Here is a 21,452-nt window from a genome sequence, read left to right as displayed (position 1 = left end):
TGCGCGATGTGTGGGGTCCTCGTCCCCCCGAGTGAAGTACGAGCGGTGTTGCACGGATGTGTCGTTTCCCGGCACGGCCGCGGCGGGCCTTCGGCAGGAGGCCGCCGGGGCCGTGCCGGGACCGCTCAGGCGTCGGCGTCCTCCAGCAGGGTTCCGGCCGAGGACAGCGGGGCGAACCGGCTGGGTGTGATGCCCAGCAGCCGAGCGGCCAGCTCCTCGTTGCCGGAGAACCCGGCGTCGGCGTCGACGGTCTGGGCGCCGTCCCAGAGCATGAGCATCGCCGAGACGGTGTGCGCCCCCTTGTCGTGGTGCATGTCGTAGTGGGCGGCCATGGGCACGCTGTCGTAGTGCACCCACAGGTCGTGCCCGGTCATGAACATGTCCAAATCGAAGGTGACCGTCAGCCCCATGAGCTCGGGCTTGTAGCGGTCGTCGATCCCGGCGAAGGCCTCGTCCAGGGCCACCATCCGGGGACAGGTGGGCGCGGCCGAGGTGTACAGGGCGTTGGCGGCGGCGAACAGCGGCAGGTGGATCGCGGCGGACTTCTCACCGCCCGACATCTGCTCGTGCTTGTTCCTGGTGAGCTTGACCTCCTCCTGGCCCGGCACTGCCAGGCGCAGCTCGAAGCGGTACCAGGTGCGGTAGTCCAGCACCGCCGACAGGACCTGCTTGTAGGTGGCGCGCGGGTGGGCGGCGTGGTGCTCGCGGATCATCTCCCGCAGGACCTCGCGCAACCGGGTCAGCCCCGAGGCGCCCAGCTCGTCGGTGTCGCGCCGGACCAGGCGGGCGGCGGCGGCCTGGTGCTCGGTGACGCGGTCCGAGCGGCTCCAGCGGATGCCGATCCGGGTGCCCGAGGACATGGGCCGCGAACGGGTGTCGCCGTCCATTCTGACGACCAGGTCGCGGGCCACCCGCACCCGCTCGTGGATCTGCTGGGCGATGCCGGTGAGCAGTTCGTCCTCCAGAACCCCGCGCTCCTCCTCCCGCAGGAGCGCGCCCTGCTCCTCGACGCGTTCGGCGATGACGCGGGCGAAGGCGGAGACGGGGTTGCGGCCGGTCTCGTCGTTGACGAACACGGTGATGACGCCGCTGACCCCGAGTTCGTGGTCGACCCGGTAGCCCTCGGCGTCGCCGCCCAGGGTGTCCTGGAAGGTGCGCAGTGCGTTGGAGATGCGCGTGGAGACGGTCTTGAGGTCGCCGTCGGTGACCGGGGCCCCGGAGCCGACGACGGCGGTGAACGCGTCGAGCAGCTGCCCGGCGTGGCCGGGCAGGACCGCGCGCACGGCGGCCTGCGGGTCGTCCGAGGCCGCGGCCAGGACCTGTTCGGCGGCCTCCCCGGGAGCCGGCCAGGAGCGCCGGTCCGGCCAGGCGTGCGCGGTGTCCACGCCCAGGGTGGCGCGCAGGTCGGGATGGGTGAGGGCGGCGAAGGCCTCGGCCTGTTCGAACAGAGCGGCGAGGGAGTCGGTGAGGGCCCGCTGCCCGCCCTCCAGCTTCTCGTCGGCGCGGATCATGGCCTCGTTGGCGGCCGCGGCCTCCTTCTGGGCGGCCTGGTGCTCCTCACGCGCCCGGTGCAGCTCCCCCTTGACCTGTTCGAGCTCGGCCATCAGCTCGCGGACCGGGGCGTCGATGCCCTCCTGCTTGGCGGCCAGCTCGGCCGCGGCGCGCTCGTGCTCGCGGGTGCGCTCCTCGTGGCGTTCGCGGTCCTCCTCCAGCCGTGCGCGCAGGCGGTCCAGGGTCTCCTTCCGGCCCTCCAGGTCGGTGGTGTACCGGTCTACCCCGGCGCGGGCGGCGTGCAGTCGGCGCGCGGTCTCCAGGAAGTCGTCCACGGCGCGGGCGACGGCGTCCACCGCCTCGGGCTGGGCGGGCATGGCGCGTTCGGCGGCCACCGCGCGCACCTGGTGGCGGTGGGCGTCGGCCTCGGCGACCGCGGCGTCCAGGTCGCGGCGGCGCTCCTCGCTCTCGGCCCGCGCCGAGGCCAGGAGGGTGGACTGCTGCTCGACCCGGCGCACGGCCCGGTCGATCGCGGCGGTCTCGGGCAGGGCGGCGCGGGCCCGGGTGAAGGCCTTGAGGAGTTCGCCCGCCCGGTCGAGCTGTTCGGCGACCCGCGCGCGCCGCTCGTCGAGTTCGGCGATGCGCGCGTCGCACTCGGCCAGGCGTTCGCGGCGGCGGTGGGCGCGGTTGGTGGCGCCGATGAACTCGGGGGCGGCCTTGGGGCTGACGCCCACCAGCACCCCCTGGGCGAACCGCGCGCCGGTGCTGACGGTGTGCGCCGCCGCTCCCCCGGCGCCCCCGGCACCGGCCGCCCCGGGGGACTGGACGGCGTCCGCGAAGCCGGTCGGGGCATCGCTGTCGTGGACCAGGCGCACCGACGCCAGGACGCGGGCGATGACGTGCTCGGGGACCAGGTCCTGCTGCTCGGGCACCAGCACGTCGGCCAGGGTGGCGCCCTCGGGCGCGGCCGTAGCCTCGGCGGGCATCAGGTAGGCGTCGGCCCCGCCCGAGGCGAGCGCGGCGCGGGTGGCGTCGGCGTCGGGGTGCACCCAGGCGGTGAGCAGGCCCGTGCCGTACAGGGCGCCCTCGACGGCGGCGGCCTCGCCCTCGCCCACCGCGTCGGCGAAGCGGACTAGCTGCCACAGCGGAGCGCCGGGACGCCCCTCGCGGGAGGCGGTGCGCAGCGCGTCGGCGGGCGGGGCGTCGTCGCGTTCGGCGGCGATGTCCGCGCGCTCGCGGGTGAGGCGGTCGATCTCGGCGCCGAGCCGGTCCCGGTCGGTCTCCAGGGTGCGCGTGTGCGCGGCGGCGTCCAGGCGCTGCTGGTCGGTGTGCTCGCCGTAGACCTCCGACACCGTGGGGGTGCCGGGGCGGCCGACGCCCTCCAGTGCCCCGGTCAGGGCCGCGACGCAGGCGTCGTCGGTGACCGGTGCGGGGCCCCCGACCCAGTGCGCGGCCCAGGCGGTGAGGGCCTCGGCGGCGGTGGCGCGGGCCGCGGCCAGGTCGTCGGCGGCGCGGGCGCACTCCGCCTCGCCGCGTCCGAGTCTGTCCTCGGCCTGGGCGGCGGCCCGTTCGGCCGCGCCGCGCGCGGTCTCGGCGCGGGCGAGTTCGGCGAGGCGCTCGCGGACCGCGGCCACGTCGGCGCGGCGGGCGGTCGCGCGCGCCCGCGCGGTGGCGGACAGGTCGTCGCCGGTGTCGGCGGGGCCCTCCCCGTCGTGGTCGAGCCCGGCCTGGGCGGCGTTCTCGGCCAGTTCCGCGGCCAGTTCGGCGGCGTGTGCCCGCCCGTGTTCGAGGTCGGCGGCGACCCGGTCGGCCTCGCGGTGCAGGGCGGTGACCTCCCCGGCCTGGTCGTCCAGTCTGGCCCGCTGTTCGGCCAGGGCTCGGGCGTTCTCGGCGCTGTGCGCGCGTTCGATCTCCAGGGCGGCGTGGCTGCGGAAGGCCTCGTTCGCCTCCAGTCCGGTCCTGCGCGCGGCGAGCCGGCGGATTCGGGCTTCGTGCTCCCCGGCCCGGTCGGTGGCGGCCGCGTGCGTGAGCGTGGCCCGCTCGCGGGTGTCGCGGGCCTCGGCGATGGCGCGGGCCTGCTCGGCGGTCTGGCCGGCGGCGGTGTGCACGCGGGCCAGGCGGTGGCGGGCGTGGGCGGTGAGGTAGGCGGCGTACTCCCCGACGAAGGCCGTGGTCGCGGTGTGCGCTGTAGTGGCCTGGTCGAAGCGGCGCTGGACGGCGGCCAGGTTGGTGAAGTCGCGGGCGGCCTGGTCGACGAGTTGCTCGTCCAGGGGGCTCAGGCCGCTGGTGAGGGTCTCGGAGACCTTCTCGGGGTCCAGGTCCTTGGCCAGCAGGGGGCGGCGCAGCGCCAGGAGCAGGTCGAGGAGCTGGACGTAGCGCTCGCCCAGGCCGAACAGGCGCGCGTCCACGGCGCGGCGGTAGTCGGCCGCGGTGGAGCGGAAGGCGTCCTCGCCGAGCACCCCCTTGAGCTGGCGCTCGGTGAGCGGACGGCCGTCGGTGGCGAGCAGGCCGAAGTCCACGCCCAGGCGCTGGTCGGTGACGAAGAAGGAGGGGGTCACGCCGTCGCGGTGGCGGTGCGCGCGCAGGCCGATGACCAGGGTGACCGTCTCGGTCCCCTCCCACTCCGCGCCGGTGCGGGCGAACTCCATCCACACGTACCCGTACTCGGAGTCCTGGCCGCGGTAGAGCAGGTTGGACTTCATGGTGCGGTTCTGGCCGCTGAAGGGGTCCAGGCGGCGGGCGTCGGTGTACCCGTCCAGGATGAACGGGAAGAGGACCTCCAGCGCCTTGGTCTTGCCCGAGCCGTTGTGTCCGCGCAGGACGAGGCGCCCGTCGGCGAACACGAACTCCTCGTCGACGTAGTCCCAGACGTTGATCACGCCGGCGCGGCTGGGCCGGAATCGGTCGCTCCTGGGGGGCATTACTTTCCTTCCGCGAAGGTGGAGGCGGCTGCGGGGGCGGGGTCGGGCGGGGTGTCGGAGGAGGCGTCCGCGGTGCCCTCGGTGTCGGCTGCCCCGGTGGGACCCCGCTCCTCCGGCGGGGGTTCGGTCAGTCCCAGGGGCAGTTGTCCCCCGTCGGCGCGCTCGGGCAGCGCGCCCTGGATGTTTCGGTAGCGGGAGGCGGCGGGGAGCACCAGGGCGCCGCCGGGGACCGGCCGGATGAGGGAGAGCTCGGCGAGCAGGGTCAGGGCGGCGTCCAGCAGGCCGTAGGGGTCCTGCTGCCAGGCTCCGCCGAAGGAGGCGGCGCCGAACTCCGCGTAGAGCTCGTGGATCATGGTCTCCCAGCGTCCGCGTTCGACCAGGGGGACCTCCAGCAGCGCCGCGGCCTCCTCCCGCTCCCCGGCGGGCTCCAGCGTCCAGGCCAGGTCGGCCACGACGCCGTCGCGGGGCAGACCGGCGTCCACGAGCCGGACGAGTTCGGCCTGGTCGTCGGCGTGCGGGGGCACCTGGAGCCGGACCAGCGCGGCCAGGGAGGTCTCCAGCAGGTCGGCCACCTTGGCCAGCAGCAGCCCGGCGGTGCGGTTGACCGCCCCGCCCCGGCCCGGGAACGGCCGGTCGGTGAAGGTGCCCGCCGGGTCGGCCAGCAGGACTCCCTCGGCGCGGCGCTCCACGCTCAGCCCGGTGGCGCGGGCCAGGTCCTCGGCCACGCCCCGGCCGCGCAGTACCGCGGCCACGGCCGGTTCGACGTCGGCGTAGTACACGACCGGCCGCTCCACCAGGAGCCGCCGCGCCCGCCGGGCCGCCTGCTCGCGCGGCGATGCCCCGGTGAGCGGGTCGGCGAGCAGCCCGGCGACGCTGCCCAGGTGCTGGACCGGGCGCGCCGGACGGAACAGCAGCTCGCACACCTCGTGGTCGATGTCGAACAGGGCGTCGCCCTGCTCGCCGCCCGCCGCCCACGCCTCCAGGGAGCCGTCGGACAGGTGGAGCGCACCGCGGTCCACCAGCCAGTGGGCGACGTCGACCAGCGCGGCCTTGTGGGCGCCGTCGGTGGGGTCGTAGCCCAGCCCGCCGACGGCGTTGGCCGCGGGGGTGAACCGGGCGACCAGGTCGGCGAGGCTGATCTCGATCTGGGAGCGCTGGAAGGCGGCCAGCACCAGGCACAGGTAGGCGAGTCTGCGCCGGTCGAAGGGTTTGCCCCGGCGCGAGAAGGTCTGGCGCTGGGTGGGGTCCAGGGCGTCGAGTTCGCGGACCAGGCGCACGTGGTCGGTGGTGGCGACCAGGGTGTAGCCGAAGAGCCGCTCCAGGTCGGAGGCGAGTTCGTCGGCCCAGCGCAGCACCTGGTCCAGGACTCCGGGACGCGGGCGCGCGGCGGTGATGAGGTCGCAGGTCAGGACACGGCGCATGGCCTGCTGGTAGGAGCCCAGGTCGGCGGGTGCGACCGTGCGGGCGAAGAGTCGGGGCATCAGGTGTTCTTCGTTCGGGGCCGGTGGCCGGTGGCCTCCAGGCGCAGGCCCGGCAGGTGGATGCGGCCCTGGCTGGTGTGGACGGTGCTGCCCGCCGGGTCGGGGACCAGGCGGACCATGGTGCCGTCGCCCTCGCCGCTGGCCGAGGACAGGCGTCCGGCGACGACGCTGCGCGACTCCAGTGCGCGGGTGACCAGGCGCAGCAGGACGCGGGTGTCGGTCTCGTCCAGGACCCGTCCGTGGGCGCCCAGATCGACCAGGCGGGCCGCGGCCTCGCGCTCGGCGGCCCGGCCGGCGGCCTGCTGTCCACGCAGGCGCGCCTGGGCGCCGGGGTTGCGCCGCACCGGCTTGGGCACGCCCGCGTTGGGGGCGTTGCCGCTGCGGAACAGGGTGACCGACACCTCAACGCCGGGGGCGTCCCACCAGGTCGTGTTGGGCGGGATCTGTTCCTCGTCGTCGTGGGCAGCGCCCAGGTGGCGGGCGGAGCGGACGTTGAAGGCGGCGCCCATCAGGGCGTGCGCGGCGCCGTCGTCGGGGGTGTGGAACACCCACTCGGCGAGGTGGCGCAGCTGGGTGGAGCGGTTGACCCCGCCGCGCTGGGCCTCGGTGATCTGGCGCAGCAGGGCGATGACGCCCGAGACGGCCGACCGGGTGGCCGCGTGGAGTTCGGCGGCCCGCGCGGGGATGGCGTCGTCGGAGGCGAACCAGGCGCGCAGGGCCCGCCAGCGGCGCCGCCAGTCGGCCAGGCGCTCGTCGCGCTCCATGAACAGGCGCTCGTCGGAGTCGGCGGCGCGGGAGAGCAGCGTGGCCAGCCCGGTCTCCTCCACCTCGCGCACGGCGCGGTCCAGGCGGGGCAGGTAGCGGTCGAGTTCGGCCATGAAGTCGCTCATGTGCACCAGCAGGGCGTTCTTGTGGCGCAGGAAGATGTCCGGGGAGGTGTCGGTGGAGCGCAGGATCTCACCGAGGGTGACGTGGAACTGGGCGGAGCGGCGCCCCATGTCCTCCATGACCGCGTCCAGGCGCGCGAGCCTGCGGTAGACCTGTTCGGCCCGGCCGGTGCGGTTGGCCTCGGCCAGGGCGCGCAGGTCGTCCAGGACCTCGGAGAAGACCAGCCGGGACAGGTTGACGTCCTCGATGCGGGCGCCGAGCAGGCTCTCGACCGACTGGTAGGCGCGGTAGCCGAGCTCACTGAACTGGTAGACCGACTGGCGGTTGCGGTAGCGGGCCAGGTTGCCCGCCCGCGAGGCGTCGTCGAAGCGGTGCACGACGCGGTCGGCGTGCAGCTCGTCCAGGCGGTCGCGCAGGCTCCGGTCGGGCACGGGCACCCCGTCGTGGGAACGGGCGAGCTCGCGCAGGGCCTCGGCGACGTCGTCGGGGGCCACCTGGACCTGGTGGACCTCGCGCAGGCGGTCCATGGCCCGCAGGATCCACAGGTAGGTGACGTGGTCGTCTCGACGGGTGAAGTTGAACAGACGGAACCGGTCGCTGACCGCGAGCGAGTCCATGTCGAGGGCTCTGCGTTCGACCACGGGCCGCCCCTTCGTTCGGTGTGCGCGTTGCCGGGGCGGACCTCGGGCCGGTCGCGCCTCCATCACTAACGCTAGGTGACCGAAGGGACGGTACACCCGTTTTCCACAGGCCCGGTCCGGGAGGAGGCCCGGCGCCCCGGCGAAAGCCGCGTCCGGCGCCCGGACCGCGTCGCGTCACCGGAGCACCGGACCGCTCCTGACCGCTGGGTCCCGCGTCCCGCCCCGCCGTGGCCGGACCGGCGGGCGCGTGAGCCGGGTCAGGACACCGTCTCGGCCTCCTCGGCCCCCCGTCCGGTGGCGACGGCCCCGCGCGACCCGCGACGGAGCACGAACAGGCCCGTGGCGAGGCTGGCCGCCAGGACCACGGCCATGATCGCCAGGAAGCCCACCGCTCCCACCTGCGGGCTGATGATCAGCGGGATGGCGGCCGCGGTGACCAGGCCGCCCCCGAAGAACGGTTCGAAGATCAGCTGCTTGTAGCCGAACGCCGGGTAGGCGGGCGACTTCATCTCCGGGTCGACGACGCGCATCAGCACCAGGCCCGTGGCGGTGACGCCGAGGGACTGGCCGAACTCGCCGATGCCACGTTCGAACCAGTGGCCGGGCATCATCCGCGGCGCCAGGAACAGGAAGCCGCACAGCGACCACAGGACGCCCGCCACGGCGAGGACGGCGAAGGCGGCGAGGTTGTCGGCGATGGCCTGGAGCGAGAGGGTGGCCATCGCGGCGATGATGAGCACGTCCAGCGACAGGCCCTGGATCCGCTCGACGGTCCCGTGGTCCACCACGTCGTTGCGGTCGAAGCGGTCGATGAACACCTGGAGGACGATGCCGCCGATCATGGCCAGCGGGAACAGCGGCACGTAGGCCATGATCTCGATGGTCTCGGCCCAGAGCATCCGTTCCAGCCACTGCAAACCCATGAGGATGAGCTGGCCGATCAGCACGGCGAGGGCGACCAACCCGAAGTGGAGCGTCATGGGGTCCATGGACGAGGGGTGGACGGTCATGGTCGAGCCCGCCGAGCGCTTGCCGGGTTCGACCAGCCCGGCCTGCTCGGTGTCGCTGCCGCGCGCGTCGTCGCTGATCACGTTGGACTTGCCGCGGCGCACGCCCCAGTTGATGAGGACGATGCCGACGATGATCCCCGACAGCAGTCCGACGGTGGCCATGCCCAGGGCCAGGTCCTGCCCCGCGGCCCAGCCCGCCTGCTCGAAGGTGTCGCCCAGCCCCGCCGCGGTCCCGTGCCCGCCGAGGAAGCCGATCTCGATCAGGGCCCCGGAGATGACCGGCACGCCGAACAGGGGTGCGAGCACCAGCAGGGCGAGCACCAGGCCGATCACGTACTGGCCGCTGGCCATGGTGACGCCGAAGGCGAGGTTGGGACCCGCCAGGGAGGCGGCCTCGCGCAAGCGCGGCAGGGGCTTGCCGAGGAAGAGGCTGGCGAAGACCACCGAGATCAGCAGGCCGGGCAGGGCCGACCAGACGGCCATCACGTCGGTGCCGAAGAGTCCGCCCTCGGCCGCGCGCTCGGCGAAGCCTCCACCGACGCCCCGGTCGGCCAGCCAGCCCATGAGCCGCCCGAACACGTCGGGGCCCAGGAGGAGGGCGACACCGCCGCCGATGATCGACGCGGGCAGGTAGAGCCTCTGCGTCAGCTTCCACCCGACCCGTACCAGCTTCGCTGTCAGCAGCAGCACTCCCAGCAGCAGGAGTGCGAGGCCGACGGTCTCAGGGCTCATCCTCTACCTCTCGTGTGTCGGTTCCGCGAGCGCGTGCGCACCCGGACGCGAGCGGGTCGGGGGCGGCACTCCTCGGCTCGGCGCCGTGGCGGGGAGGTAGGGGGGAGGACGCCACGGCTCGGGTGACCGTTTCGTCACGATCACCCGCGGCATCCTACACACGCCGTAGTGGTGTCGAACACGGACTCAACGTGACCGGAGCGGAGGCGATGCACGGGTCCGACCGCACCGCGCGGGCCGCGGCGACCGGGGCCGCCGGCGCTCCCGCCCGCCGCAGGACCCGAACGCGGTTCACGGGCGGGTCTGCGGCGACCGGGGAGGCGGGAGTTCCGCCGTCGGGGCTCGGCCCGCCCTATCCGAGCCGCTCCGTCCGGCGGTCCGCCGCCGGGATGGGAAGTGTCACGCGGGATCCGCGGACGGCCGGGAGCCCCGTCCGTCACCGCCCTTCCATCTTTCCATTGACAAGTTCCGTCGGCAGGAGGAATATTTCCAGCGGAAAGATCACTGGACGGGAGAACGGACCGGGAGGAAGCACCATGGAACCGCTCATCGCCCTCGTCGGCGTCACGGCGCTGCTGCTCGTCCTCGGCGCGGCGGGCGTGCGTCCGCTGCGCTCCTGGCCGCTGGCCCTGCGGGGCGGGATCGCGGCCGTGTTCACCCTGACCGGGGTGTCGCACTTCGTGGGGATGCGCGAGGACATGATCGCGATGGTCCCGCCCGAGCTGCCCGCCCCCGCCCTGCTGGTCACCGTCACGGGCGTCCTCGAACTGGCCGGGGCGGCGGGGGTCCTGTGGGCACGCACCTCGCCCTGGGCCGCGGCCGGGCTCAGCGCCCTGCTGGTGGCCGTGTTCCCGGCCAACGTGTACGCGATCACCGCCGGGACCGTCGCCGGAACGACCGAGAGCCTGCCGGTGCGCACCGCCGTGCAGGCGGTGTTCCTGGCCGCGACGCTCGCCGTGCTGGTCCACCAGCTGCGTGCCCGGCGGAGCGGGGATCCGGGCGCCCCCGCGCGGGCGCCCCGCGCCGGGACCGCCGCGTGAGCCGCCCGGCGGCACCGCACGGCAGGGTCCTCGCCCGTTCCTGTGTAGGGTGGCCGCGGACCGGTGCCGACACGGGGAGACGGTGGGATGGGCCTGTTCGCCATCAGCGACCTGCACGTACGGCACGGTGACAACCGCGCCTTCACCGAGGGTCTGCGACCGGAGTCCGACGACGACTGGCTCCTGGTGGCCGGGGACGTCGCCGAGACCGGCGAGGACGTGCTCTGGGCGATGGAGCTGCTGGCCGACCGGTTCGCCACCGTGGTCTGGGTTCCGGGCAACCACGAACTGTGGACCACGCCCAAGGACCCCGTCCAGCTGCGCGGGGAGGCGCGCTACCGGCACCTGGTCGAGGGCCTGCGCGGACTGGGCGTGCACACCCCCGAGGACCCCTACCCGGTGTGGCCGGGACCCGGGGGGCCGGTCGCGGTGGCCCCCCTGTTCGTCCTGTACGACCACACCTTCCGGCCCGAGGGGACGCGCACCAAGGAGGAGGCGCTGGCGGTCGCCCACGAGACGGGCGTGGTGTGCACCGACGAGTACCTGCTGCACCCCGACCCCCATCCCGGGCGCGACGCCTGGTGCCGCGCCCGCCTGGAGTACACGCGCGAGCGGCTGGACGCGCTGGACGCGGACCTGCCGACCGTGCTGGTCAACCACTTCCCGCTTGTGCGCGAACCCACCCGGATCCTGCGCCACCCCGAGTTCGCCCAGTGGTGCGGGACCGAGGCCACCGCGGACTGGCACGTGCGCTACCGGGCGCGCGCCGTGGTCTACGGGCACCTGCACATCCCGCGCACGATCGTGGTCGACGGCGTGCCCCACGTGGAGGTCTCGCTGGGCTACCCCCGTGAGTGGGGCGCCCGTCCGCACCCGCCCGAGGGTCCGCGCCGCATCCTGTAGGCGGCGGGGCGCGACGGCGGGGCGCTCCGTCGGTCGGCCGTCGGCGCCCGACCAGCGGCCCCGGTGCCGGAACCCCGCGCCCGGACTCCCCTGCGGCACCGGGCCGGAACACGGCCCGCGGCGGCCGGGACTACCAGCCCGCGTCGGGCGCCAGCCCGCGCACCGCTGGCAGCGCGGCGTCGAACACGGTCGCGAACCACGCCGATACCGGGTGCTCCCCGCGCAGCCGCGCGAGTCCGTCCGGGTCCACGAACGCGGTCCCGGCTATCTCCCCGGGGTCGGGGCGCAGGTCGTCGCGCACCAGGCCGACGAAGAGGTGGTTGTACTCCTGCTCCACCAGCCCGGAGACCGGGTCGGGGTGGTTGTAGCGCACGGTTCCGGCCTCGCGCATCAACACGGGGGCCGCGCCCAGCTCCTCGCCGGTGCGCCGGGCGGCGGCCGCGAAGGGCGTCTCGCCGGGGTAGGGGTGGCCGCAGCAGGTGTTGGACCACACGCCGGGAGAGTGGTACTTGCCCAGGGCGCGGCGCTGGAGCAGCAGGCGGCCGCTCCCGTCCAGCAGGAAGACCGAGAAGGCCCGGTGCAGCCGCCCGGGGGGCAGGTGGGCGGAGAGCTTCTCCGCGGTGCCGATCGTCGTCCCGTCCTCGTCGACCAGTTCGAGCATGACCGGCCGCGCGGCGGGGTCGTCCTGGCCGGCGGCGGAGCGGTGGTCGGTGTCCGTTCTGGCGGTCATCGGTGTCCTTCGTGTTCGGCGTCGGGGTGCGGGCGCTCGGAGGGGCGGCGCGGCCGGTGCCCGCGCCGCCCCTCGGGAGGTTCAGACGCGGTCGGCCGCGATGAGCAGGTAGTGGAAGCTGTTCTCCTTGTAGGCGGTGAGGAAGGGCTCCTCGATGCCGGTGGCCACGGAGGACTTCGCGCGCAGCTCCCAGTAGGGGATCGTGGCGGCGGTGAGGTCCACGACCTCCATGGGGACGAGTCCGTTGTCGGCCATCGCCCGGAAGTACTCGCTCCGGGGGTGGATGTTGCAGGTGTAGTGCTCGTCGATGCGGCTGACCGCCTTGGAACGGCCGCCGGTCACGTCGTTGTAGCAGCCGGTGATGGTGACGTAGCGGCCGCCGTACTCCAGCAGGCGGGCGTGCTCGCGGAAGAGCTCGAACAGGTCCACGTACATGGTGGACTCGTTGTTCCAGCTGGCTCGCAGGGAGCCCGTCTCGAAGCCGGTGTCGAGCATGTTGCGGAAGTGGAAGCGCACGCGGTCGGACACGCCCCGCTCCTCGGCCTGGCCGTTGGCGAAGGCGACCTGCTGCTCGGAGATGCTGATGCCGTCCACGTGGCAGCCGAAGCGCTGGTTGGCCATGAAGCTGGTGCCGCCGCGGCCGGAGCCGGTGTCCATGATCCGGTCGTCGGGCGCGACCGGGCCCAGGTGGTCCAGCAGCACGTTGGCCTGCGCGGTCTCCAGGCGGTGCATCTCCTGGATGATGCGCTCGTCGCGGGTCTCCTCCGGCCCCTCCAGCACGGACGGGTCGTAGTCGCCGATCCCGTAGTGGTGGTGGTAGAGGCCGTCGACCTCGCCGAGGCGGATGTTGACGGGGTCCTTCTCGGCGTTCCAGTACGCCGCCACGGACTCCTGGTAGGCGGTGCGCAGGACGTTTGCCGATCGGCTGAGGGTCTCGGTCATCGCGGAGGAACTCCTTGTCGTGGTGTGTCGGTCGGGATCGGCCCCGGCTCGGGGCCGGGCCGGTCCGCTGCGGAGGGAGGGGCCGCGCCGGGCGCGCGGCCCGTTCAGTCGGTGCCCGCCCCGTGGTAGCGGGGGCTGCGGGCGTGCCACTCGCGGCTGCCGCCGAGCCAGGCCCACAGACCCCACAGGAAGCGGCGCAGCTCCGGCGAGCCGGTGAGCGCCAGGGCCGCGGCCTCGGCCTCGAAGGCGTGCATCAGCTCGTCGTGGATGTCGACGGTGCGCCGCACGGCCTCACCCAGCGAGCACCCGTCCTCGGTGGCGATCAGCCGGGGCAGGCTGAGGTCGGTGACGTCCTCCTTGCCCATGGAGTACAGGTCGTTGACGATCACGCTCGCGCTGCCCGCCAGGGTGAACACGCGGCGCACGCCGGGCTCGGAGAACGCCTGGTGCGGCAGCTCGTACCCGGCGACCGCGTCGATGAGCGCCATGCACGGCACGAAGCTGTTCTCGTGCCGGTGCATGAGGAACTCCCAGACCGGCGGCCGGTGGCCGGTGGCCAGCCAGTTGCCCTCCTGGTTGTAGGCCACGAACATGATCGCCAGCTCGTGGCGGAGCCTGCGCACCTGCGAGGCGGTGGCGTAGAGGCCCAGGCCGCCCAGGCTGGAGCGCAGGGCCCGCATCACGGGGTCCGCGCGCACGACCTCCTCCAGCTGGGGTGCGTAGCGCAGCGGCAGGTGCGCCTGGTCGATGACCGAGTGGGCGATGGCCAGGCGCTGGCCGAGCAGCTCCGGCCGCGCCTCCTCGGCCTCGCCGTCGACGTAGTGGTCGTCCACGGACCACTCGGCCAGGGCGCACTTGGCCGCCGCCAGCAGCCGGTCGGGATCGTCGGTCTCGGGATGGGCGAGCATGATGAGGCGTCCGAACCCGGCCGAGCGGACCCGGTCGAGCTGGCCGGGGTAGACCCCCATCTCCTCGGCCCACACCAGCAGCCGGTCGTCGACCTCGTCCCCCAGGGCGGGGTCGTCGCGGACGGCGGGCGGGCAGTACAGCGCCGGGATCCGCTCCCCGTCGACCTCGGGCCCCTCGGGTTCGGAGGCGGCGGCCGGGCCCTCCGGCGGGGCGCCGGTCCCCGGGCGCTCGGGCGCCGGGGCGGCGGGTCCCGGGGCGCCCGCTCCGCCGGGGTGGCCGGGGAGGCGGAGTCCGGTGCGCACGGCGGGGGAGCCGGGGCTCTGGTCGGCGGCGTGGGAGTCGGGCAGCCGGAGCCGCAGCGCCGACGTGCCGACCTCGCGGGGGCCCACGGGCAGCCGGGGCGCGGGAGGCGTCCGCGGGGCGTCCGCGGACGCCAGCAGGTCCGGTCTCCCGGGGCGCCGCGAATCACGGAGCAGGCGGTCCACCAGGGCCGCCACCTCGGGAGAGGCGGCGGAGGCGGACATCCTGGGCAGCGGTGGCACCGTCTAGACCTCCTTCCCTGACGGTGTCGGGTGCTCAGCCACGCGGGTGGACCTCGGCGTTCTCCAGGATCCCGATGGCGTCGGGGACGAGCACCGCGGCGGAGTAGTAGGTGCTGACGAGGTAGGAGATGACCGCCTTGTCGTCGATGCCCATGAAGCGCGCGTTGAGGCCGGGCTCGACCTCGTCGGGCAGGCCGGTCTGGTAGAGGCCGATGACGCCCTCGTTGTCCTCGCCGGTGCGGACCGCGATGATCGAGGAGGTCTGGTGCTCGGTGACCGGGATCTTGCCGCAGGGCAGGAGCGGCACGCCGCGCCAGGCGGGCAGGTGGTGGCCGTTGACCTCGACGGTGCCGATGTTGAGGCCCCGGCTGTTGCACTCCTTGCCGAAGGCGGCGATGGCGCGGGGGTGGGCGAACATGTACTGGGTGTTGCGGCGCATGCTCAGCAGGTCGTCCAGGTCGTCGGGGGTGGGCGGCCCCGAGTGGGTCTGGATGCGCTGCTTGAACTCGGCGTTGTGGAGCAGGCCGAACTCGCGGTTGTTGACCAGTTCGTGCTCCTGGCGCTCGCGCAGGGCCTGGATGGTCAGCCGCAGTTGCTGCTCGGTCTGGTTCATCGGCTTGTTGTAGAGGTCGGCGACCCGGCTGTGCACCCGCAGCACGGTCTGGGCCACGCTCAGCTCGTACTCGCGCGGCCTGAGCTCGTAGTCCACGAAGGTGCTGGGCAGCTCGGCCTCGCCGACGTGGCCCGAGGACAGGGCGATCTCGGCCTCGCCGTGCTTGTTCTGCCGCTCGCCGGGCAGGGACAGGTACTGCTGGACGTGGGACTGGAGGGCGGGCGAGTCGTCCAGGATCGCGATGAAGTCGCGGCGGGGCAGCTCCAGCAGCGTGCCCGCCGTCGCGGCCTTGACGGTGTACTCCCACGCCGGTTCGGTGCCGAGCAGGTGCTGGTCGCCGAACCTGTCGCCGTCGGCCAGCACGCCCAGCCGGACGGCCTCGCCGTAGGGGCCGGTACCGGTCTTGTGCACGCGCCCGTGGGCCAGCAGGAACAGGCTGTCGACCGCCGTTCCCTCCTCCACCAGGACCTGGCCGGTCTCGAAGTCGCGCTGGACGAAGCGGTCGGCCAGGGCCGCCAGCACCTCATCGTCGTCGAAGCCGCGCAGCAGGGCCAGCTCGCCGAGTTCGTGGGGGATGACCCTGACCTGGGCACCGGTCTGCTCGAACTCGATCCGCCCGTCGCCGACGGTGTAGGTCAGCCGCCGGTTGACCCGGTAGGCGCCGCCGTCGGTGTGCACCCACGGGAGCATCCGGGTGAGCCAGCGGGAGCTGATGCCCTGCATCTGCGGCGTGGACTTGGTGGTGGTCGCCAGGTTCCGCGCGGCCGCGGTACCCAGGCTCTGCTGCTTGCTGCTCCGGACCTCAGGAGCCGAGTCGATCGACATCCGCCGTGTCTCTCCTCATGGTGGTGGCGCGCCCGTCCCGCGGGGCCGGGGGAGGTGGCCCCGCGGTCGGGGGCGCGCCGGGAAAGGTTGCGCGTATTCGGATACATGGCGCGACCTGGGCAGTTGACGCACAGGTCGGCTTTCTCCGTAAACCGCTGATCACCCTAGGAGCGCCCGTTCGGCCTTCGCAGGTAAATGAGAATTTTTCTCAGCAGGACCGCGGGAGCCCCTGTCCCATATCCGCGCGACCTCCACCCGCCCCGGGATCACACACCCCACCGAAAGGCACTTCTCGACCACACCACAAGCCCATGAACAGTGCATACGACCCCAAAAACACCCGCACCCCTCCCGGGCGAGCACGAACAGAACCACGAACAGAGACCACTAATTCAGGACATTTCGTGATGTGAATTCCCAATGAGAAGGAATCGGGAGCACCGCCTCCCGGTCACCGAAGAGGAGAATTACGGCCAACCGATGCCACGCCCGCACCGCACCTCCGACGCGACCCGCGGGAGAACACCCGGGCGTTCAGTGGCCCGGATCACGCCGCCCCGGCCGCACCCCCGCGCACACCCGCACACCGCCCCCGCGGCCCCTCCGCGCCCCGGCCCGCCGACGCCCCGGTGTGAATTCGTGTGCCAGGATCTGACATCATCCCAACTTGTACGTACACTCTGTACGGACAACATGTGTTCCGGCCTCCGACCTCCACGGGCCGCCCGCCGGGCCACCCCTGCGAACGGATACTTATGCGCGACGACCACGGGTCCCTGGTGCCCCTCTACCACTGGATGAACAAGATCCCCGGCGGGGCGATGCTGATCCCCCTGGTCCTGGGATCGGTCATCGGAACCTTCGCCCCCGGGGCGCTGGACATCGGCAGCTTCACCACCGCGCTGTTCAAGGACAGCGCGATGCCCCTGATCGCCCTGCTGATCTTCGCCACCGGCACCCAGGTCACCCTCCGCACGAGCGGACCAGTCCTGGCCACGACCGGTGTCGTGCTCCTGGGCAAGAGCGTCATCCCCGGCCTGCTCATCATCGCCCTGGCCATGGTCACCGGCCCCGAGGGCCTCCTGGGCGTGTCGATCCTGGCGATGATCTCCGCCGCCACCAACGCCAACGGCGGGCTGTGGCTGGCCATCACCGGCCAGTACGGACGCGCCCGCGACCGCGGCGCCTACATCGCCGGAGCGGTGAACGACGGCCCCTTCTTCACCCTGCTGTTCATCGGCGCCTCGGGCCTGGGCCAGATCCCGCTGACGACCCTGCTCGCCGCGATCATCCCGTTCGTGCTGGGCGTCGTCGTGGGCAACGTGGACGCGCAGTGGCGCGACGTGCTCAAGCCGGTGCCCGGCATCGTCATCCCGTTCTTCGCCTTCGCGCTCGGCACGGGGATCAACCTGGCCGACGTGGCCCAGGGCGGACTGACCGGCATCCTGCTGGGCGTGGTCATCACCCTGGTCACCGGCGGTTTCGTCTACCTCGGTTACAGGTTCCTGCTGCGGCGCGGCAAGGAGTCCGGCGTCGGCTTCGCCGCCGGCACCGCCTCCGGCAACGCCGTGGCCACCCCGGCCATCGTCGCCGCGGCCGACCCGTCGTTCGCCGCCTACGTGGGCACCGCGACCTCCCAGGTCGCCGCGAGCGTCCTGGTCACCGCCCTGCTGGCCCCGCTGGTGACCACGTGGGTCCTGCGCCGGGCCGGGGCCTCGCCCGCCGAGGCCGAGAAGCAGGAGCAGGCCCGCGCCGCCGCTTCGGCCGCGCCCGCCGAGGCCGAGGAGGACAACACGTGAGCACACCCGAAGAGCCCCGCGTGGCCGTGGTCGCCGACGACCTGACCGGCGCGGGCGACACCGCCGTGCAGTTCCTGCGCGCGGGGTGGAGCACCGAGCTCCAGCTCTCCCCGGCCCCCTCCACCGCGGAGGTGGTGGCGGTCAGCACCGACTCGCGGGCACTGCCCGCGGAGCTGGCCGCCCGGGCCGCCGACGAGGCCGTCCGGCGCCTGCGCGGGGCGGGCGCGGCCCGCCTGTACAAGAAGGTCGACTCCACCCTGCGCGGCCCCATCCGCGCGGAGATCGACGCGACGCTCTCGGCCTGGTCGCCCGGCGCGGTCGCCGTGGTCTGCCCGGCCTTCCCCGCCACGGGGCGAACGATCCGCGACGGGGTCCTCCTGGTCGACGGGGTCGAGGTGCACCGCACCGCGGTCGGCCGCGACCCGGTGACCCCGGTGACCGAGAGCCGGATCGCGGTCCTGCTGGGCGCCGAGCACGTCCGGCTCACCGGCGACGACGCCCGCGCCGACGCCGGACTGCTGCGCGCCGGCGGCCCGGTCGTGGTCGCGGACGCCGAGACCGAGGAGGACCTGGACCGCCTCGCGGCGGCCGTCACCGCCCTGGGGCCGGACGCCGTGCCGGTGGGCTCGGCCGGGCTCGCCTCCCGGCTGGCCCGCTCCTGGGCCGGGCAGGAGGCCCCGGCGCCCGCGCTGGTGGTGGTCACCTCGCTGCACCAGACCGCACGCGGCCAGGTGGAGGAGCTGGTGGCCGACCCGCGCACCCGCATCGAGCAGCCCGCGCCGGGCGATCTCGCCGACGAGGAGGCCTGGCGCTCCTGGACCAGCGGGGCGCTGGAGCGGTTCGACCCCTCGACGGCACACACGGCGCTGGTGGCGCCCGAGGACCGCGACGGGCAGCTCGATCCGGCCGCCGTGGCCCGCCGCATGGGCGAGTTCGCCGCCGCCCTGGCCGGACGGCACGAGCTGTCCGGGTTCGTCGTCACCGGCGGCGACGGGGCGCGCGCCCTGACCCGGGCGCTGGAGGCCCGCGCCATCGCCCTGACCGGTGAGGTCGCGCCCGGCATCCCGATCGGCACGCTGTCCGGCGGACCCCGGCACGGCCGCGCCATCGTCACCAAGGCCGGGGGGTTCGGATCCCCGACCGCACTACTGGAGGCCGCCGAGGCGGTCCGCCACCCGAAAGGCAGGAACGCATGAGCCGTCCCACACTGGCAGTCACCCTGGGCGACGTGGCGGGGATCGGCCCCGAGATCACGGCCAAGGCGCTGCTGCACCACCCCGAGGTCCGCGAGTACGCCAAACCGGTCGTGGTCGGTGACGCCGACGCGCTGCGCAACGCCGTCGCCGCCGTCGGCGGGGACCCGGAGGCGGTCAACACCGTCTCCTCCCCGGCCGAGGCCGCCGACCGGCCCGGCGTGATCGACGTCGTGCAGACCGGCCCCTCGCTGGGCCACGTCCCCCCGGGCGAGTTGAGCGCGGAGGCGGGCGACGGGGCGGCCCGGTTCGTCATCGCCGCCGTGGACCTGGCCAAGCGCGGCCTGGTGGAGGGCATCGTCACCCCGCCGCTGAACAAGGCCGCGATGCACCTGGGCGGCCACGCCTGGCCCGGGCACACCGAGCTGCTCGCGCACGAGTTCGGGGTGAAGGACTACAGCCTGGTGCTCTCGGCTGACGAGCTGTCCTTCTTCCACCTGACGACGCACGTGTCGCTGCGCCGGGCCATCGAGGGCGTCACCCAGGAGCGGACCCTCCAGGTGCTGCGCCTGATGAGCGCCTTCGCCCGCGCCCAGGGCAGCCCGGACGAGCCCATCGGGGTGGCGGGCCTGAACCCGCACGCGGGTGAGAACCGCCTGTTCGGCGACGAGGACGCCGACGTCCTGGCGCCCGCGATCGCCCGCGCCCGCGAGGAGGGCATCAACGCCCACGGCCCGCTCCCCGCCGACGCCCTGATCCCGGCGGCTGTCAAGGGCAAGTGGAAGCTGGTCGCGGTCTGCTACCACGACCAGGGGCACGCGCCCTTCAAGGCGGTCTACGGGGACGACGGGGTCAACATCACCGCGGGCCTGCCCGTGGTGCGGGTCTCGGTCGACCACGGCACGGCCTTCGACATCGCGGGCCGGGGCATCGCCCGCGAGGCCAGCCTCGTGCTGGCGATCCGCCGCGCGGCCGAGCTGGCCCCGGGCTGGGGCCACGTCTGGCAGGCCACCCGCTCCGAGGGGTAGCCGCTCCGGGGGTGTGCGCCCGTGCGCACACCCCCCGCCTGTGGTGGGCGCCCCGTCCGTCCTGCGGGGCGCCCGCCACAGGCGGGTCCGTTCCACGGGGGTCCCCCGCCCCGGTCGACGCGTCCGCCGCGCGGTCCGGGGACCGGGCGCGGGCCCGGCACACGAGGCCCCCGCTCCGGGGCGACCGCCCCGCGAGAAGGGACGACCCTACAATGTTGCGCATGCCCGTGGACCGCACCGACCCCCGACCGCTGCACGCGCAGATCGCCGGAGCGCTGCGCGCGGAGATCCGCGACCGCTCGATCGCCCCCGGCGACACCCTGCCCAGCGAGGCGGCCCTGCGCGAGCGGTTCGGGGTGTCGCGCAGCGTCGTGCGCCAGGCGCTGGCCACGCTGGAGGACGAGGGCGCGGTCCGCCGGACCCGGGGGCGCGCGGCGGTCGCGGCGGTGCCCACCGAGCACCACCGGTTCGTGCAGCGGGTGACCGGGCTGTTCGACCAGTTCTCCGCCGACGGCCTGCGCCTGTCCACCACCGTGCTCTCCCTGGAGGCCACCCGGTCGGGCGTGCCCTCCGCGACGCGCCACCTGGGCACGCGCGAACTGCTGCGCCTGGAGCGGATGCGCTCCCTGGACGGCGACCCCCTGTCCTACGTGCGCACCTGGCTGCCCGCCGAGCGCTTCGCCGCGCTGGACGCCGCGATGCTGCGCGACGCCTCCCTGCACCGGTTGATGGAGGAGCGCTTCGCCGCGGTGCCCACGAGCGGGCGCAGGCAGATCCGCGCCGTGCCCGCCGATCCGCGCATCGCCCGGGAGCTGGGCGTGGCCGCGGACGCGCCGCTGCTGCTGCTGGAGGGCGGGACCTTCGACCAGCGGGGCGCGCCCCTGGAGTGGTTCGAGAGCTGGCACCGCTCCGACAGGGTGGTCTTCGACATCGAGGCCGAGGGCGCCGCCGACCAGGTGCGCATCGCCCCGGACCCGTCGCTGACCGCCACCCGCCCCGGGGCCCCGGCGGGCGCGGCCCGCGAGCCGGGCCTGGAGCGCGCCGTGGAGCTGGCCGAGGAGCTGCGCGCCGAGCTGGCCCGCCTGCGCCGGGAGGACTGAGCCCCCGCCTACCCGAACGGCCGGGGCCGCGCAAGGGCCGTCCGTCGTGTGTACGCCGTCCTCCGGTCATGCGGGTGGCCGGGGCGCGGAACCGGCAGGTGGCGGCGGCGGGCCTGTCCGCAACCGGTCAGCGGGATTTCGGCCGGATCGGGGCGGGGTATCTCCATCTCCCGCGCTCCGGCGAGAGGAGGGGCCGTGGGCGCCGGGGTGCCCCCGTCCCGGCGCCCACGGCCCTCCCCGCCGCCTCCGGCGACCCGGCGCGCGGGCGGGGAGGTGTCCCCCCGCAGACAAGACCCCTCACAGCGGACCGCGAAGGACCTCCCCCGAGAACCCCAGCGAAGGCCAGGAGAGGAAACACCATGCCCCACACCCTCAAGCGGGCGGCCGCGACCCTGGCGATCGCCGCCGGGCTCACCGCCGGGACCGCGGGCGCAGCCGCGGCGGCCGTCAGCTACGTCGGCGGCGGGACGTGGTACCACGGGCTCACCTCCTCGGTCGTGTACTCCGACTACTTCCACGGATCGCGCTGCCACGGCTCCACGGCGGTGGGCAGGTACACGGTCACGTCCGCGGCGTACCTGCCGGGGTACACCTCCCGGGCGTCGGCCCCGCGTGCCCTGTCCAACAACGAGAGCTACTGGAGGCACTGCGGGTAACCGACCGC

General features: G+C 74.2%; 15 protein-coding genes. 7 read left to right on the top strand and 8 right to left on the bottom strand.

The window, feature by feature from the left end; genetic code table 11:
- Positions 1-125: 125 nt before the first annotated feature.
- The 4 genes from KGD83_RS12605 to KGD83_RS12590 all read right to left on the bottom strand — a co-directional run bounded on the left by KGD83_RS12605 (position 126) and on the right by KGD83_RS12590 (position 9,164).
- On the bottom strand, positions 126-4,412 hold the full coding sequence (locus KGD83_RS12605) for a TIGR02680 family protein (RefSeq protein WP_212643941.1): 4,287 nt from the start codon (positions 4,410-4,412) through the stop codon (positions 126-128).
- Positions 4,412-5,893, bottom strand: coding sequence for a DUF2398 family protein (locus tag KGD83_RS12600; protein ID WP_212643940.1), 1,482 nt, complete (start codon positions 5,891-5,893; stop codon positions 4,412-4,414). The genes KGD83_RS12605 and KGD83_RS12600 overlap by 1 nt, the downstream gene beginning before the upstream one ends.
- The gene (locus tag KGD83_RS12595) at positions 5,893-7,422 is read right to left on the bottom strand and encodes a TIGR02677 family protein (protein ID WP_212643939.1); all 1,530 of its coding nucleotides are present in this window, start codon (positions 7,420-7,422) and stop codon (positions 5,893-5,895) included. The genes KGD83_RS12600 and KGD83_RS12595 overlap by 1 nt, the downstream gene beginning before the upstream one ends.
- 257 nt (positions 7,423-7,679) lie before the next feature.
- Positions 7,680-9,164, bottom strand: a complete 1,485-nt coding sequence (locus tag KGD83_RS12590; protein ID WP_212643938.1) for a sodium/glutamate symporter — start codon at positions 9,162-9,164, stop codon at positions 7,680-7,682.
- 536 nt (positions 9,165-9,700) lie between these two features.
- On the opposite strand from KGD83_RS12590, the gene KGD83_RS12585 reads away from it, so the two are divergent.
- Both KGD83_RS12585 and KGD83_RS12580 read left to right on the top strand, forming a co-directional pair.
- Positions 9,701-10,204 (top strand): DoxX family protein, encoded by a 504-nt coding sequence (locus tag KGD83_RS12585; RefSeq protein ID WP_212643937.1) that lies wholly within the window; start codon positions 9,701-9,703, stop codon positions 10,202-10,204.
- 87 nt (positions 10,205-10,291) lie between these two features.
- Complete coding sequence (locus tag KGD83_RS12580) at positions 10,292-11,107, top strand: metallophosphoesterase family protein (protein WP_212643936.1); 816 nt, start codon at positions 10,292-10,294, stop codon at positions 11,105-11,107.
- A 130-nt stretch (positions 11,108-11,237) separates the two neighbouring features.
- Here KGD83_RS12580 and idi read toward each other — a convergent pair whose 3' ends face one another.
- The 4 genes from idi to KGD83_RS12560 form a co-directional block, all read right to left on the bottom strand.
- Complete coding sequence (gene idi, locus KGD83_RS12575; protein ID WP_212643935.1) at positions 11,238-11,837, bottom strand: isopentenyl-diphosphate Delta-isomerase; 600 nt, start codon at positions 11,835-11,837, stop codon at positions 11,238-11,240.
- A gap of 81 nt (positions 11,838-11,918) precedes the next feature.
- On the bottom strand, positions 11,919-12,779 hold the full coding sequence (locus tag KGD83_RS12570; RefSeq protein WP_212643934.1) for a geranyl diphosphate 2-C-methyltransferase: 861 nt from the start codon (positions 12,777-12,779) through the stop codon (positions 11,919-11,921).
- A 104-nt stretch (positions 12,780-12,883) separates the two neighbouring features.
- The gene (locus tag KGD83_RS12565; RefSeq protein ID WP_212644399.1) at positions 12,884-14,212 is read right to left on the bottom strand and encodes a family 2 encapsulin nanocompartment cargo protein terpene cyclase; all 1,329 of its coding nucleotides are present in this window, start codon (positions 14,210-14,212) and stop codon (positions 12,884-12,886) included.
- Between the two features lie 52 nt (positions 14,213-14,264).
- Positions 14,265-15,668 (bottom strand): family 2B encapsulin nanocompartment shell protein, encoded by a 1,404-nt coding sequence (locus tag KGD83_RS12560; protein ID WP_212643933.1) that lies wholly within the window; start codon positions 15,666-15,668, stop codon positions 14,265-14,267.
- 755 nt (positions 15,669-16,423) lie between these two features.
- On the opposite strand from KGD83_RS12560, the gene KGD83_RS12555 reads away from it, so the two are divergent.
- The 5 genes from KGD83_RS12555 (at position 16,424) to KGD83_RS12535 (ending at position 21,444) form a co-directional block, all read left to right on the top strand.
- Positions 16,424-17,467, top strand: coding sequence for a 2-keto-3-deoxygluconate permease (locus tag KGD83_RS12555; RefSeq protein WP_212643932.1), 1,044 nt, complete (start codon positions 16,424-16,426; stop codon positions 17,465-17,467).
- Positions 17,464-18,663, top strand: coding sequence for a four-carbon acid sugar kinase family protein (locus KGD83_RS12550; RefSeq protein WP_212643931.1), 1,200 nt, complete (start codon positions 17,464-17,466; stop codon positions 18,661-18,663). Before KGD83_RS12555 ends, KGD83_RS12550 begins: the two co-directional genes overlap by 4 nt.
- On the top strand, positions 18,660-19,688 hold the full coding sequence (pdxA, locus tag KGD83_RS12545; RefSeq protein WP_212643930.1) for a 4-hydroxythreonine-4-phosphate dehydrogenase PdxA: 1,029 nt from the start codon (positions 18,660-18,662) through the stop codon (positions 19,686-19,688). The genes KGD83_RS12550 and pdxA overlap by 4 nt, the downstream gene beginning before the upstream one ends.
- Positions 19,689-19,900: 212 nt before the next feature.
- Positions 19,901-20,788: a GntR family transcriptional regulator gene (locus KGD83_RS12540; protein ID WP_212643929.1), complete on the top strand. Its 888-nt coding sequence runs from the start codon at positions 19,901-19,903 to the stop codon at positions 20,786-20,788.
- 359 nt (positions 20,789-21,147) lie between these two features.
- A complete protein-coding gene (locus KGD83_RS12535; protein ID WP_047871932.1) occupies positions 21,148-21,444 on the top strand; it encodes a lactococcin 972 family bacteriocin in 297 nt (98 codons plus the stop codon).
- Positions 21,445-21,452 lie beyond the last annotated feature (8 nt).

Source organism: Nocardiopsis akebiae, assembly GCF_018316795.1.
In the GTDB taxonomy this organism is placed as follows: domain Bacteria; phylum Actinomycetota; class Actinomycetes; order Streptosporangiales; family Streptosporangiaceae; genus Nocardiopsis; species Nocardiopsis dassonvillei.
The sequence above is the reverse complement of the archived record's forward strand: the minus strand, read 5'-3'. Positions and strand labels throughout refer to the sequence as shown.